This is a genomic window from Bifidobacterium sp. LH_419, from assembly GCF_056356955.1.
This window is the reverse complement of record NZ_JBKEVG010000008.1, coordinates 20,910-34,931: the sequence shown is the minus strand read 5'-3', so window position 1 is coordinate 34,931 and position 14,022 is coordinate 20,910. Positions and strand designations below refer to the sequence as shown.

General features: G+C 67.2%; 9 protein-coding genes and 1 tRNA gene. All 10 read left to right on the top strand.

Annotated features, from left to right (window positions below; all coding sequences use genetic code 11):
- The first annotated feature begins 187 nt into the window (after positions 1-187).
- The 10 genes from AC1AYX_RS06445 to AC1AYX_RS06400 all read left to right on the top strand — a co-directional run bounded on the left by AC1AYX_RS06445 (position 188) and on the right by AC1AYX_RS06400 (position 13,969).
- A tRNA-Arg gene (locus AC1AYX_RS06445) sits at positions 188-260 on the top strand.
- A 727-nt stretch (positions 261-987) separates the two neighbouring features.
- Complete coding sequence (locus AC1AYX_RS06440; protein WP_476502739.1) at positions 988-2,139, top strand: glycerophosphodiester phosphodiesterase family protein; 1,152 nt, start codon at positions 988-990, stop codon at positions 2,137-2,139.
- A 140-nt stretch (positions 2,140-2,279) separates the two neighbouring features.
- Positions 2,280-2,669 (top strand): Rid family detoxifying hydrolase, encoded by a 390-nt coding sequence (locus AC1AYX_RS06435; protein WP_034527123.1) that lies wholly within the window; start codon positions 2,280-2,282, stop codon positions 2,667-2,669.
- 326 nt (positions 2,670-2,995) lie between these two features.
- Positions 2,996-5,422 carry an alkaline phosphatase family protein gene (locus AC1AYX_RS06430; RefSeq protein ID WP_476502738.1) on the top strand — a complete coding sequence of 809 codons (2,427 nt, stop codon included), beginning with the start codon at positions 2,996-2,998 and terminating at the stop codon, positions 5,420-5,422.
- Positions 5,423-5,428: 6 nt separating this feature from the next.
- Positions 5,429-6,013, top strand: a complete 585-nt coding sequence (locus AC1AYX_RS06425; RefSeq protein ID WP_476502737.1) for a hypothetical protein — start codon at positions 5,429-5,431, stop codon at positions 6,011-6,013.
- A 191-nt stretch (positions 6,014-6,204) separates the two neighbouring features.
- Positions 6,205-7,611, top strand: coding sequence for an amino acid permease (locus tag AC1AYX_RS06420; protein ID WP_476502736.1), 1,407 nt, complete (start codon positions 6,205-6,207; stop codon positions 7,609-7,611).
- Positions 7,612-7,875: 264 nt separating this feature from the next.
- Entirely contained in the window at positions 7,876-9,720 is a 1,845-nt protein-coding gene (argS, locus tag AC1AYX_RS06415) for an arginine--tRNA ligase (protein ID WP_476502735.1), read from the top strand.
- 81 nt (positions 9,721-9,801) lie between these two features.
- Positions 9,802-11,388, top strand: coding sequence for a diaminopimelate decarboxylase family protein (locus AC1AYX_RS06410; protein WP_476502734.1), 1,587 nt, complete (start codon positions 9,802-9,804; stop codon positions 11,386-11,388).
- A 214-nt stretch (positions 11,389-11,602) separates the two neighbouring features.
- A complete protein-coding gene (locus AC1AYX_RS06405; protein WP_476502733.1) occupies positions 11,603-12,919 on the top strand; it encodes a homoserine dehydrogenase in 1,317 nt (438 codons plus the stop codon).
- Between the two features lie 15 nt (positions 12,920-12,934).
- Positions 12,935-13,969 carry a homoserine kinase gene (locus AC1AYX_RS06400; protein ID WP_476502732.1) on the top strand — a complete coding sequence of 345 codons (1,035 nt, stop codon included), beginning with the start codon at positions 12,935-12,937 and terminating at the stop codon, positions 13,967-13,969.
- Positions 13,970-14,022: the final 53 nt, after the last annotated feature.

Sequence of the window (14,022 nt, the reverse complement as noted above, 5' to 3'; positions counted from 1 at the left end):
GGCAACGCAATGTTTCGATGCGGGCGGGCGTCAGCGCGATGCGGGGCGGTACGGGGACGCGGGCGCACGGACGGGCGGCCGCACGGTGCGTGGGCGGTGGTGTCGCGCGTGGCGCGGACGTGGTGTACAGTAGGGGAGTTGCATGTCGCGACGTACGCCCTCGGGCGGGCCGCGGATGCATGATTCTGGGTTCGTAGCTCAGTGGATAGAGCGTCTGTCTCCGGAACAGAAGGTCGAGGGTTCGAACCCCTTCGAGCCCACCCGGAATCGAGGCCCCGCATCGTAGGATGCGGGGCCTTCGGCGTCTCCGGCCGGGAAGAGCGGCAGGGGGCATGGAAAGTCGTAGGGGACAGGTCCAAGTGAGTGGCCTGAATCTGCGGTGGACCTGGATCTGCATGGTTGGAGGGGGAACCTGCATGGTTCAAGGGCGAACGTGCATGGTTCAAGGGCGAACGTGCATGGTTCGGCGACATACCTGCATGAGACGAGGGCGAACCTGTACGGTGGGGTGCTGAAGAATGGGGCTTCATCGTGTCGGAGCCTTGGCAGGATTGTTGGAATATGGCCGATTCATTGTTCGTGATGGACGTCTGCGGCGGGTGCCTACTGAAGGGTGGTGTGCAGGTTCGGATAACAATCCTGCAGGTTCGTGCTCGAATCATGCAGGTTGGACGTCGAATCACGCAGGTTCGTCTTCGGACTTCGCAGGTTCGTACGTTAATCGGCATGTACTCACGGATGACGAGGCCTAGAGAATGACCCTGAATTTTCCCTGAGATAACCATGAGGAGGCCATGAAATCGTGCATGGCTCCCACTCGGCGGGCGCATAATGAATCCTGCTTCAACCAGCAGGAGGTGTGTGATGGGAAAGCAGGAATCGAGGAATCGCGGCGGGAACGACGTGACCCGTGGGGCTCGTGACACCCGTGACGTCCGTGGAACTCGTGATGTCCGTGAGGACATGGGTGGTGGAACGGTGACCCGAGTGGCCGCTGCCAAGGGATCGTCCGCCGTGGGCGAGCAGTCGCCGTCCGTGCCGTCCGCGGATCCCGCGGATCCCGCGGATTCCGCGTCGGCTCCCCATCATCGCTGGATCGCGCATCTCGTCATCCTGGCCATCGCGCTCGCGCTCGTCATCGGCGGTGCGGCCGCCGCGAACCTGCGTCGTCGCGAACGCGACGGACTGGACGGTTCCGGCGTCATCGCCGGCGTCGCGGGATTGTTCGGGCACGGGGCGTTCGACGGATTCGGCGTTGCGCCCACGGCCGATCCGTTCTCGCGGGACGCCGCCGGCACGCAGGCCGCCCGCGACTCGCGCGACATGTGGACGGTGCGGCCGCTCGCCATCGCTCATCGCGGCGACGATTCCGCACCCGAGAACTCGTTGCACGCGATCGCCAACGCGGGCGCGCGCGGCGCCGACTACGCCGAGATCGATATCCGTCTCGACGCGGACGGCACTCCCGTTGTCTTCCACGACCAACGCACCGGACGACTGTCCGCCGACGGGCGCGACGTGCCGGTCTCGTCCATGCCGACGCACGAACTGCAGCACATGCCGATGCGCCAGAACGGTGAGACCTTCCATATCCCCACGCTCGCGCAGGCGATCCTCACCGCGCAGCATACGAACGACCATCTCGGATTGCTGCTGCATCTCAAGACCGATGACCGCCATGCGCCGCGCGTCACCGAGGCGGTCGCACGGCAGATCGAACGCCACGACTTCGCGTCCCGCGTGATGCTCATGTCCACGGACGACACCGCCATCCGACTCGTCCATCGCGCGCACCCGAGCTGGCTGGTCGGCAAGTGCGTGAGCCCGGCCGGGCACGCCCGCATCGAATGGCCGCGTGGCGCGAGCTTCGTCGTCATGCGCGGCAACCGGCTCGACCCGCGTGTGGCCCGTCGCGCCGCACGGGACGATATGCCCGTCTACGCGGGCGTGAGCGGCGACTACCGCGAGGCGAACCGGTGCCTGAGGCTCGGGGCGAGTGGCGTGCTCGGCGACAGCGCGCGGCGGCTCGACCACGTGGTCGACCGCCACGCGGTGCGCATCGACGGGCGTGACATGGGCGACGGGGCTCGGGCCGGGGCGCGAGGCGACGCGGTGCCGTGGGCGCGGCCGATCGCATGACGATATGGCCGCGCGGCCGCTCGTGTGACCGTGTGACCGCATGACGGGCATCACGCACGGCGGCGACACGTGCGCTCACTACACTGCTGCGTAATCGCTCGTGCGGCATCGGGCGAGCAGGCAACCGAGAGGAGCACATCATGAGCGAAAAGATGGAAGCGGTCGCGACCTCCGAGGCGCCGGCGGCGCTGGGCGCGTACAGCCAGGCGGTCAAGGCCAACGGCTTCGTGTTCGTGTCCGGCCAGCTGGGCATCGACCCGGCCACCGGCGAGCTCGCGGGCGAGACCGCGGGCGAGCAGGCCGCGCAGGCGCTGAAGAACATCAAGCACATCCTCGACACGGCCGGTACCGGCATCGAGCATGTCGTGCGCGCCACCATCTACCTGAAGAACGTGGAGGACTTCAAGGAGGTGGACGCCCGCTATGCCGAGGTGTTCATCGGCTCCGTGAAGCCGGCGCGCGTCGCGTTCGGCGGCAACGACATCCCGAAGGGCGCGCTCGTCGAGATCGACGCGATCGCCGTGCTGTGATCGGCTGATCGCGCGTGTGATTCGAGGGATGCGTGCGGCGTCGCACGAATCGTGACGCGTAACGTGCATGCGTAGCGACGCATGGTCGGAGGCCCGTCCGGACGATGTTCCGGGCGGGTCTCCCGTCGTTTCGCCGGCTTGCGCGGCGGTCGGCGGCACTGTCACGTGTATCCGGTGATGACATGTCGATACGCGTGGAAAACCCAAGGATTCTCAGAAATCGCTAAGACAATTAGCGTTGTTATCACAACGTTCCCTAAAGTTCATCTCAGGTCGGCGTGGGAGCGCTAACGAAACCTAACGTGGGGAATATGCAATCTGCATATATGTATATGAGAAGAGCGGGCATCGCCGCTCTAGTAGCCGCGAGCTGCTTTGCACTGACCACCCCGGCGGCCTATGCGAATGACAACCCGTCGACCCAGCCTTCCGAAACCACCATCACGTCCACCGGACTCAAGCCCGGCCAGATCAAGCACGTGTGGACCATCATCCTCGAGAACAAGTCGTATGACGCCACGTTCACCGGACTGAACCAGAACAGCTACCTGTGGAAGGAACTCCCCGCCCAGGGCGCGCTGCTCACGAACTACTACGGCACCGGCCACTACAGCATGGACAACTACATCACGCTGGTCTCCGGCCAGGCCACGTCGAAGGACCTGCAGGAGGACTGCGGTGTCCGGAACTTCGACTTCGGCAAGAACTCCGACATCATCACCGAGCACACCGGCGACAAGCAGTTCGGCCAGTACGACAACTACGGCCAGGTGAAGTCCCCGGCCGGCCCGAACGCCAAGAACGGCGACAACGGCTGCACCCTGCCGAAGGACGCCCCGACGCTGTTCAACCAGCTCGACGCCGCGGGCAAGACCTGGAAGGGCTACGCGCAGGACCTGCGCAACCAGCCCGGCCGTGAGGACGGCCTCGGCGGCGCGCCCGGCACCCGCGAGAACGACCCGACCAACAACCCGAAGACCATGACGCCCTCGGCGACCGACAAGCAGAACGGCATCACTTCGTTCACCGGCGCCCAGGCCAACGACCAGTACGTCGCCAAGCACTTCCCGTTCCCGTGGTTCCACTCCATCATCGGCGACGACAACACCGGCAACGACTCGCTGACCAAGCCGGCCAACGGCGGCACGATGACCGACGAGAACCACATCGCCAACCTCGACGACGCCAACTACGGCCTCATCGCCGACCTGAAGAAGCCCGCCGACCAGGTTCCGGCGTTCAACTGGATCACGCCGAACAACTGCTCCGATGCGCATGACGCGGTCTGCAAGGGCAACAACATGTCCGGCCTGTTCGACGACAACCTCCAGCCCGACTACACGAAGCCGCTCAACACCGCGCCGAAGAACCACACCGGCGGCCTGTACGCGGCCGACCTGTGGCTGCGCTACTACGTCCCGCTCATCGAACGCTCCGACGCGTTCAAGGACGGCGGCCTGATCGACATCACGTTCGACGAGGCGAACCCGCCGTTCTACGGCATGTCGTTCAACAACGCCACCGATGACAGTGACGTCGCGAAGGACGCCGCCAAGAACGAGCGCTACCAGTACCAGGTCCCCACCATCAAGGACTTCCAGGAAGGCTACAAGCAGTACTCCGCCGGCACCTTCCCGCAGCCCGGCCCGATGGCCAAGAACTACATCCAGGCCGATCTCGCCGGCCAGAACATCAACGGCCAGAACGTCAACTGGGAGCCGGAAGGCCCGAACACCCCGCTCGCGCAGGACGCCAACGGCAACCAGCTCTACCCGGGCTCCGGCGACAACGGCTACATCACCCGTCCGCCGTCGTGCGACGATCCGCAGGACGCCGATCTGGTGAACGCCGACAAGAGCAACTGCGTGCCCGGTGCCAAGAACACGAGCTCCGGCTTCTCCGGCGCGGATGACCTCGACGTGAGCGCCCCCGCGGGCACCGACACCATCCAGGGTTCGGTGAACGTCACCGACATCGGCCGCAAGGTCACCGGCGAGGGCATCCCCGACGGCGCCTACGTCGGCTCCGTCGTGAACGAGGGCCCGAACACCGACGACTCCAAGCCGGTCGTGGACTCCTCCTTCAAGATCGTCGACCAGCAGGGCAACCCGCTGCAGACCACCGCGGCCGTGACCAAGGTCACGCTCTCCGCGCTCGGCATCCCGGGCCACCTCAACGAGGGCGAATCCCCGCTGTCCACCTTCGACGCGCAGGATGCCACCCCCGGCGGCGGCGCCACCGGCTCCGTGCTCATCTCCCCGCTCATCAAGCCCGGCACCGTGTCCACCACGAACTACAACCACTACTCGTGGCTGCGCACCATGGAGGACATCTTCCAGGTCTCTAAGGGCACCGATACGAAGCCGCTGACCGCCGGCTCCGTCAGCGGCGGTCTCGACGGCAAGGGCCACCTCGGCTTCGCCGCGCAGGACGGCCTCACCCCGTTCGGCACCGACGTGTTCACCAACGCCGCCTCCGACAACAGCGGCAACGGTGGCAACAACGGCAACAACAATGGCAATAACAACGGCAACAACGCCGGTAATCAGTCCGGTGCCGGCAACCAGTCCGGTCAGTCCGGTCAGAACGCCGGCAAGCACCAGAACGCGAACGCCGCCACGCGGGCCGGAGCCAAGGGCAACGGCCTGTCGCGCACGGGCGTCGCGGTGGCCGGCATCGCCGGCGCCGTGGTGGTCCTGCTCGTCGTCGCAGGCGTGACGCTGGTCCTGCGCCGTCGTCACGGAACGCGATAAGGAGGCATGATGCGCAGCACGACCAAGACATTGCGAATCGCGGCGATCCTCCTCAGCGTGGCCGCCATGACGGCCTCGCTGGCCGCCTGCGGAGGCAGCTCGTCGGCCTCGTCCCAGTCCGTGGCGGACAGCATCGGCTCGATGCCGAGCTACCTGCCCAAGACCGACGGCACGGTGAAGACCGTCCGCGGCACGACCGGCAATCCGGCGCTGTCCTACCCGGGCAGCTCGGTGCTCGTCAAGGTCGGTGATGGCGAGGTGCGCGTCGACATCGGAGGCCCCAGCTACCCGTCCACCGGCAAGACGAACGATTCGGCCGTCCCCGCCTCGTTCCCCGTCACGATCACCAACACCGCGGCGAAGGGCGGCAAGGCCGTCTCCCTCGACAAGGCCGTGTTCGACGTGCTCGACAACGCCGGCGCCACGCACGTGCTCATCCCGACGCCCGCCCTGCCCAAGAGCCTCGCTCCCGGGCAGAAGGTCAAGGTGACGCTCCGCACGACGACACCCAGCGGCGAAGGCCTGCTGCGGTTCCGTCCCGACGGCGGCGATTCGGCCGCCGGCTGGGACTTCATCCTGGAGATCGACTGATCTCAATCGAGATCCAGTGAAGTCGACTGAAATCGACTGAATGATCGACCGAGGCCGGTCGGACTCCCCGATCGGGCGTCCGGCCGGCCTCGTCGTTCCGTCGGAGGCCGCGTTCCCCACGGTGCGGGCGTTGGTATCATACGGTAGTCGCCGCATGACGACTTGACACGGATGATATAAGGAGTCCCAGCATGGCCCACGCCGGCAATTCCGACGACACACAGGACAACGGCCTCGAACGCAAGATGGAGTCGCGCCACCTGACGATGATCTCGCTCGGCGGCGTGATCGGCACCGGCCTGTTCGTCTCGTCCGGCTACACGATCCACCAGGCCGGCCCGCTCGGCGCGATCCTCGCGTACGCGGTCGGCTCCGTGCTCGTCTACTGCGTGATGGTCTCGCTCGGCGAACTGTCCGTCGCGATGCCGTACGCGGGCAGCTTCCACATGTACGCGAAACGCTTCATCGGCCCCGGCACCGCGTTCGTGATCGCCGTGCTCTACTGGCTCAACTGGGCGGTGGCGCTCGCCAGCGAGTTCACGGCGGCGGGCCTGCTCATGCAACGCTGGTTCCCCGATTCGCCCGCATGGGTGTGGTCGGCGGTGTTCATCGCCGTCGTGTTCGCGCTCAACATCCTGTCCGTACGCCTCTACGGTGAGGCGGAGTTCTGGTTCGCATCGATCAAGGTGTTCGCGATCGTCGCGTTCATCGTCATCGGCCTGCTCGCGATCTTCGGCGCGATACCGATCGCCGGCTACACGCACGCGCCGCTGTTCGGCAACTTCACGGCCGACGGGTGGTTCCCGAACGGCTTCGCGCCCGTGTTCTCCACGCTGCTCACCGTCGTGTTCGCGTTCTCCGGCACCGAGGTGGTGGGCGTCGCGGCCGGCGAGACGAAGGATCCTTCGCGCGCGATTCCGAAGGCCGTGCACACGACCGTGCTGCGTCTCGCGATCTTCTTCATCGGTTCGATTCTCGTGATGGCCGCGTTGATTCCGTGGCACAAGGCGGGCGTGGAGACCAGTCCGTTCGTGCTCGTGTTCCAGTCGATCGGCATGCCGTTCGCCGGCGACGTGATGAACTTCGTCGTGTTGACGGCGGTGCTGTCGGCCGCGAACTCCGGTCTGTATGTGTGCTCGCGCATGGTGTGGTCGCTCGCGAAGGAGCGTCTGATTCCGGCGCGGTTCGCGAAGACGAACTTCCGCGGCGTGCCCGTGTGGGCGGTGCTGTTCTCGATGGCGGGTTCGCTGCTCGCGCTACTGTCGTCCGTGGTCGCCGCGTCCACCGTGTATCTCGTGTTGGTCGCGGTCTCCGGCCTCGCGACGCTGGTCGTGTGGTTTTCGGTATGCGTGTGCCACCTGCGGTTCCGGCGTGAGTGGAAGGCGGGCGGCCATACGGCGGAGGAGCTCGGCTACCGTGCGCCGGGATTCCCGGTATTGCCGTGGATGGCGATCGTGATGTGCATCGGCGCGCTGGTGCTCGTCGTGCTCGACGAGACGCAGCGTTCGACGTTGTTCTATATGGTCCCGTTCGTCGCGCTGTGCTACGGCGGCTACCATCTGCTGGAACGTCGGCGCGGCAGCGCCACTGGTCGGTGACGTTGCGGTGTCGTGACGGTGCAGCGCAAGAATTCCCGGGAATAATCCGTATCGTCCGGGATTCCTTGCGCTGAGACGTGGTCAGTGCAAGAAATCCCGGGAATGTGGGTCGGCTTCCGGGATTTCTTGTGCTGGGAGACGGTCAGTACAAGAAATCCGGGATGACGGGGATGTTTTCCGGGATTTCTTGCGCCGGTCGGCTTGGGAGGGACGATGATGACGATGGACGGGGGGAACGTCGGCGCGGTCGGTATTCTTGGAAGAATGAATCCTGAAGCGTTGAGCGAACTCATTTCGCGTATTGCCCACGAGCTTGTCGCCGCCGGAAAGGCCGGACAGCTCACCGAAGACCTCATCCCGCCGGTCGCCAAATTCGCCGTCATGCGTCCGAAGGACCGCGCGCACGGCGACTGGGCGTCGAACGCCGCGATGCAGCTCGCCAAGAAGGCCGGCATGAAGCCGCGCGACCTGGCCGACCTGTTCGCCGCCGAACTCACCGCCGCCGACGGCATCGCCAAGGTGGAGGTCGCCGGCCCCGGCTTCATCAACATCACCCTCGACTCCGCGTCCGCCGCGGCCGTCGTCGACGCGGTGCTCGCCGCGCCGCGCACCGACGCCGGCGTCTCCGCGTTCGGCCGCAACGACCATCTCGGCGGCGAGACCCTGAACCTCGAGTTCGTCTCCGCCAACCCGACCGGCCCGATCCACATCGGCGGCACCCGCTGGGCCGCCACCGGCGATTCGATGGCCCGCGTGCTCGAAGCCAACGGCGCGAAGGTCGTGCGCGAATACTACTTCAACGACCACGGCGAGCAGATCAACCGCTTCGCCAAGTCCCTCGTCGCCGCCTGGGCGCACGACAACGATTTGGGCGCGCAGGGCTACCAGACCGAGACCCCGTTCGACGGCTACAAGGGCGCGTACATCGACGAGATCGCCCGTCGCGTCGAGGCCGAGGCCAAGGCCGACGGCGTCGATCTGACCGCGCTGGGCCACGAGGACCAGGGCCTCAACGCGGACGGCGAGCCGATCGGCGAATCCGATTCCGAGCTGCGCGAGGAGTTCCGCAAGCGCGCCGTGCCGATGATGTTCGACGAGATCCGCAAGTCGATGAAGGACTTCCACGTCGACTTCGACGTGTGGTTCCACGAGAACAGCCTCTACCAGGACGGCGAGGTGGAGCGCGCCATCGCCGAACTGCGAGGTCGCGGCGACATCTACGAGAAGGACGGCGCCACCTGGTTCGCGTCCACCAAGCACGGCGACGACAAGGACCGCGTCATCATCAAGTCCAACGGCGAATTCGCGTACTTCGCCGCCGACATCGCCTACTACTGGAACAAGCGCCACCGCGCGCAGGACCCGGCCGACGTGGCGATCTACATGCTCGGCGCCGACCACCACGGCTACATCGGCCGCATGATGGCCATGTGCGAGGCGTTCGGCGACAAGCCGGGCGAGAACATGCAGATCCTCATCGGACAGCTCGTCAACGTGCTCAAGGACGGCAAGGCCGTGCGCATGTCCAAGCGCGCCGGCAACGTCGTCACCATCGACGACCTCGTCGACGCGATCGGCGTGGACGCGTCCCGCTACTCGCTCGCGCGCACCGACTACAACTCGCCGGTCGACATCGACCTGAACCTGCTCGCCTCCCACTCGAACGACAACCCGGTGTACTACGTGCAGTACGCGCACGCGCGCTCCTGCAACGTGGACCGCAACGCGGCCGCCGCGAACGTCACCACGGAAGGCGCCGACCTCGGCCTGCTCGACACCGAGGCGGACGGCGAGGTGCTCGCCGCGCTCGCCCAGTGGCCGGCCGTCGTCAAGGAGGCCGGCGACAAGCGCGCCCCGCACCGCGTGGCCCGCTACCTCGAGGACCTCGCCGCCACGTACCACAAGTGGTACAACGTGGAGCGCGTCGTGCCGATGGACCTGACCGGACTCGAGGAGCGCGGCGACGAAGCCGAACGCGAGGCGCTGCGCATCGCCAAGGCCCCCGAACCGGCCCGCGCCGCCGCCCGACTCAAGCTCAACGACGCCGTCCAGGCGGTCATCGCCTCCGGCCTCGACCTCCTCGGCGTCTCCGCCCCGGACAAGATGTGATCGTTCCCCACCCCAGCTCCCCTTGACAGGGGAGCTGTCGGCATAGCCGACTGAGGGGTAGACGAAACCTAAGGAGATTCCATGCCCATCACACCGATCTGGCCGGCCGCCTCGGCCGTCGACCCTGAAACCGGCGCGCTCACCTTCCATGGGCGCACCGCCGAATCCCTGATCGACGAGTTCGGCTCGCCGCTCTACCTCATCGACACCGATGAGGTGCGCGACCGCGCACGCCACTTCGTCAAGGCCGCCGCCGACGCGTTCCACACGTCCACCACGCACGTGAGCTTCGCCGGCAAGGCGTTCCTCTCCAAGGAGATCGTGCGCATCGTCACCGAAGCGGGCATGCTCGTCGACACCTGCTCGATGGGCGAGATGCGGATCGCGCTCGCCGCCGGCGCGCCCGGCCGCCGCCTCGTGCTCCACGGCAACAACAAGTCCGATGAGGAAATCGCGCTCGCCATCGAGGAAGGCTTCGCGAAGATCGTCGTCGACTCGCCCGACGAGCCGGCGCGCATCGCCGCCATCGCCGAAAAGCTCGGCAAGCGCGCCAAGGTGATGCTGCGCGTCACCGCCGGCATCCACGCGGGCGGCCACGAGTACATCTCCACCGCGCACGAGGACCAGAAGTTCGGCGTGCCGCTGCTGCCCGCCGGCGCGGACGCGGGCGTGCTCGCCGTGCTCGACACGCTCGTCGCCGAACCGACCGCGGCGACGCCCGCCGCGACCAACGCGCGGCTCACGCAGCGAGACGGCGCGGCCTACGGCGAACGCGAACTCCAGTACGACGTGAAGTACCCGTACGACCTGAGCCACGAGCAGGTCTCCGAGACGGACAAGGCGCTCGCCGAGGCGATGAGCACCGTGGCCGACGGCCCGGCGCTCGCCGTGCTCAAGGACATCCTCCGCCATCAGGACACGCTCGAACTGGTCGGCATCCACTCGCACATCGGCTCGAACATCCACGATGCGGACGCGTTCATCCAGGCCGCCAAGCGCATGATGCTCCTGCGCAAGACGTTCTACGCGACCGACGCGTACACGCTGCCCGAAGTCGACCTGGGCGGCGGCTACTCCGTCGCGTACACGGACGGCGAAGATTCGATGGACGTGCGCCGCGAGCTCACGCGCCTCGCCGAGGCGGTCACGGGCATCAACCGCGCGCTCGGCATGCCCGCGCCGGCGATCAGCTTCGAGCCGGGCCGTTGGATCGTCGCGCCCGCCGGCGTGACCCTCTACCGTGTCGGCACCATCAAGCCCGTGCACCTGAGCGACGCGAAGGACAAGGCGGGCGAGCCGATCACGGAACGCGTGTACGTGTCCGTCGACGGCGGCATGAGCGACAACATCCGCCCCGCCCTGTATGGCGCCGACTACACGGCCCGTCTCGCCAACCGCCGCGGTTCGGACGAGACGATGCTCGCGCGCGTCGTCGGCATGCACTGCGAGTCCGGCGACATCGTCGTGCACGAGGTGCGGCTGCCCGCCGACCTCAAGCGAGGGGACATCCTCGCCGTGCCGGTCACCGGCGCGTACGGCCGCACGATGGCGTCGAACTACAACCAGGCGCTGATTCCGGCGGTCGTGGGCGTGGGGGAGGACGGCGCGCATGTGATGCTGCGCCGCCAGACCATCGACGACCTGCTCGCGCTCGATGTGAGCGAGTGAGGCGGAGGCCGGTCGCCTGATACCCCCTCAGTCACGCGGAGCGTGACAGCTCCCCCTGCGAGGGGGAGCCAAGCGAATATGAATGCGGAGTGTGACGGCTCCCCCTGAAAAGGGGGAGCAGGGGATGGCGGCGCGGGCCGACCGAGGGGTTGCGTGTCGGAAAGAGGCCGTAGGATGGACGGGTAGACTCGCCGTCCATCAGAAGGGAATTTCCGTGGCTGACCAGAACGCAACCCCCATCCGCGTCGGACTGCTGGGTGCCGGCACCGTGGGCTCGCAGACCGCACGTCTCATCGTCGAGCAGAAGGATGAGCTCGCCGCCCGCATCGGCCGCCCCATCGAACTGACCGGCGTCGCCTGCCTCGATCCGAAGGAGACCGAGCGGTTCCCGTGGATCGACCAGTCGATCGTCACCACCGACACGATGAGCGTCGCCACGAACTCCGACATCGTCATCGAGCTGATCGGCGGCACCACCGTGGCGCGCAAGTTCGTGCTCGCCGCCATCGAATCCGGCGCGTCCGTCGTGACCGCGAACAAGGCGCTGCTCGCCAAGTACGGCCCGGAGATCTACGCGGCCGCCGAGGCCAAGGGCGTCGACATCTACTTCGAGGCGGCCGTGGGCGGCGCGATCCCGTTCCTGCGCCCGCTGCGCGAATCCCTGGTCGGCGACAAGGTGACGAGCATGCTCGGCATCGTCAACGGCACCACCAACTACATCCTCGACGAGATGACCACCAAGGGCCTTCAGTTCGACGACGTCCTCAAGGACGCGCAGGCCAAGGGCTACGCCGAGGCCGACCCGACCGGCGACATCGAAGGCTACGACGCCGCCAACAAGGCCGCCATCATGGCCACGCTCGGCTTCCACACCGCCGTCACCATCGACGACGTCTCCGTCGAGGGCATCACCAGAATCACCGCCGACGACATCGCCGCCGCCACCGCCGAGCACAAGGTCATCAAGCTGCTCGCCGTCGTCGAGAACGGCGAGGCAGGCGTCTCCGCGCGCGTCTACCCGGCGCTCATCCCCGAAACCCACCCGCTCGCCAGCGTGCACGGCTCCTTCAACGCGATCTTCGTCAAGGCCGAGGCCGCCGACGATCTCATGTTCTACGGCCGCGGCGCCGGCGGCGCGCCGACCGCCTCCGCCGTCGTCGGCGACGTCGTCACCGTCGCCCGCCACATCGCCGCCGGCTGCACCGGCCCGTCCATCCCGCTGTACAAGGACCTGAAGAAGGCGCCGATCAACGCGACGAAGGCCGCGTTCGCCGTGCGCTTCCTCATCCACGACAAGCCGGGCGTGCTGGCCGCCATCGCCACCGAGTTCGCCCGCAACGGCGTGTCGATCAACGGCGTCAACCAGGATCTCAAGCCGTCCCTCAAGGCCCCGGGCTATGACGGTGAGGTCCAGCAGCTGCGCCTCGTCACGCACGCGACCGACGAGATCACCCTGCGCGAGACCGTCAAGGCCGTCCAGGCCCTCGACTTCGTCACCGGCCAGCCGTCCATCCTGCGCGTCCTCGACTGATTCCCAGAGGAAACCATGAACCCCATCTGCAATCAGGTCACGGTGCGCGTGCCGGCGACCAGCGCCAACCTCGGCTCCGGTTTCGACACGGTCGGTCTCGCGCTCGACTACCACGACGAACTCACGTTCACGCTGAACGATGATCCGGCCGACGGCGTCGCGCACGTCATCATCCACGGCGAAGGCGAGGACACGCTGCCGCGCGACGAGACGCATCTCGTCGTCTCCACGTTCCGCCGCGCCTGCGCCACGTTCGGTCTCGGCCGGCTCGGATTCACGCTCGAGGCGACGAACAACATCCCGCAGGCGCGCGGCATGGGCTCGTCCGCCGAGGCGATCGTCGCCGGCATCGCCGCGGCCGCCGCGTTCGCGCAGCCCGGCGCGCTCAACCGTCCGGCCATCTTCGACATGGCCGCGCAGATCGAAGGCCACCCGGACAACGTGGCGCCCGCCGTGTTCGGCGGCCTCACCGTCTCCTGGGACTTCGAGACCGCGGAGGGCGTCGGCTCGGTCGCCATCCCCGGCGGCGACCCGCTGCACGGCGGCTTCCACACGGTCAACTATCCGGTCGACAAGGCGATCACCGCCGCCGTGTTCGTGCCCGACTACGAGCTGTCCACCGAGAAGGCGCGTCAGGCGTTGCCCGCCGAGCTGCCGTACAAGGACGCCGTGTACAACGTCTCGCGCGTGGGTCTTCTGCCCGCCGCGATGAACCCGTCCGTGCTCGCCACGACCGGCGGGGCCGCCGAAGCGGAGGGCTCCGACGCCGGCCATGAGGCGAACGCGCTGCTGTTCACCGCCACGCAGGACAAGCTGCACCAGCCGTACCGCGGCGCGCTCATGCCGCCGTCGACCGAGCTGATCCGTCTGTTCCGTTCCAAGGGGTATGCGGCCGCCGTCTCCGGCGCCGGCCCGTGCGTGCTCGTCCTGCATTACGGCGACGCGCGCGCGGCCATCGACGAGATCGCCGCCGAACAGCTCGCCTCCGGGCATTGGCGAGTCCTCCACCTGCCTATCAACACCGCCGGCGTGGAGGTCGTGCGCCGCTAGTCTCTCCCTCCGTCGCGCTTCGCGCGCCACCTCCCTCGTTAGAGGGAGGCTTT

Bases quoted from the DNA above. Each gene is read 5' to 3' on its own strand.
- AC1AYX_RS06410 (WP_476502734.1), top strand. From the start codon at position 9,802: ATGCCCATCACACCGATCTGGCCGGCCGCCTCGGCCGTCGACCCTGAA.
- AC1AYX_RS06425 (WP_476502737.1), top strand. From the start codon at position 5,429: ATGATGCGCAGCACGACCAAGACATTGCGAATCGCGGCGATCCTCCTC.
- AC1AYX_RS06430 (WP_476502738.1), top strand. From the start codon at position 2,996: ATGTATATGAGAAGAGCGGGCATCGCCGCTCTAGTAGCCGCGAGCTGC.
- AC1AYX_RS06420 (WP_476502736.1), top strand. From the start codon at position 6,205: ATGGCCCACGCCGGCAATTCCGACGACACACAGGACAACGGCCTCGAA.
- argS (WP_476502735.1), top strand. From the start codon at position 7,876: ATGAATCCTGAAGCGTTGAGCGAACTCATTTCGCGTATTGCCCACGAG.
- AC1AYX_RS06435 (WP_034527123.1), top strand. From the start codon at position 2,280: ATGAGCGAAAAGATGGAAGCGGTCGCGACCTCCGAGGCGCCGGCGGCG.
- AC1AYX_RS06400 (WP_476502732.1), top strand. From the start codon at position 12,935: ATGAACCCCATCTGCAATCAGGTCACGGTGCGCGTGCCGGCGACCAGC.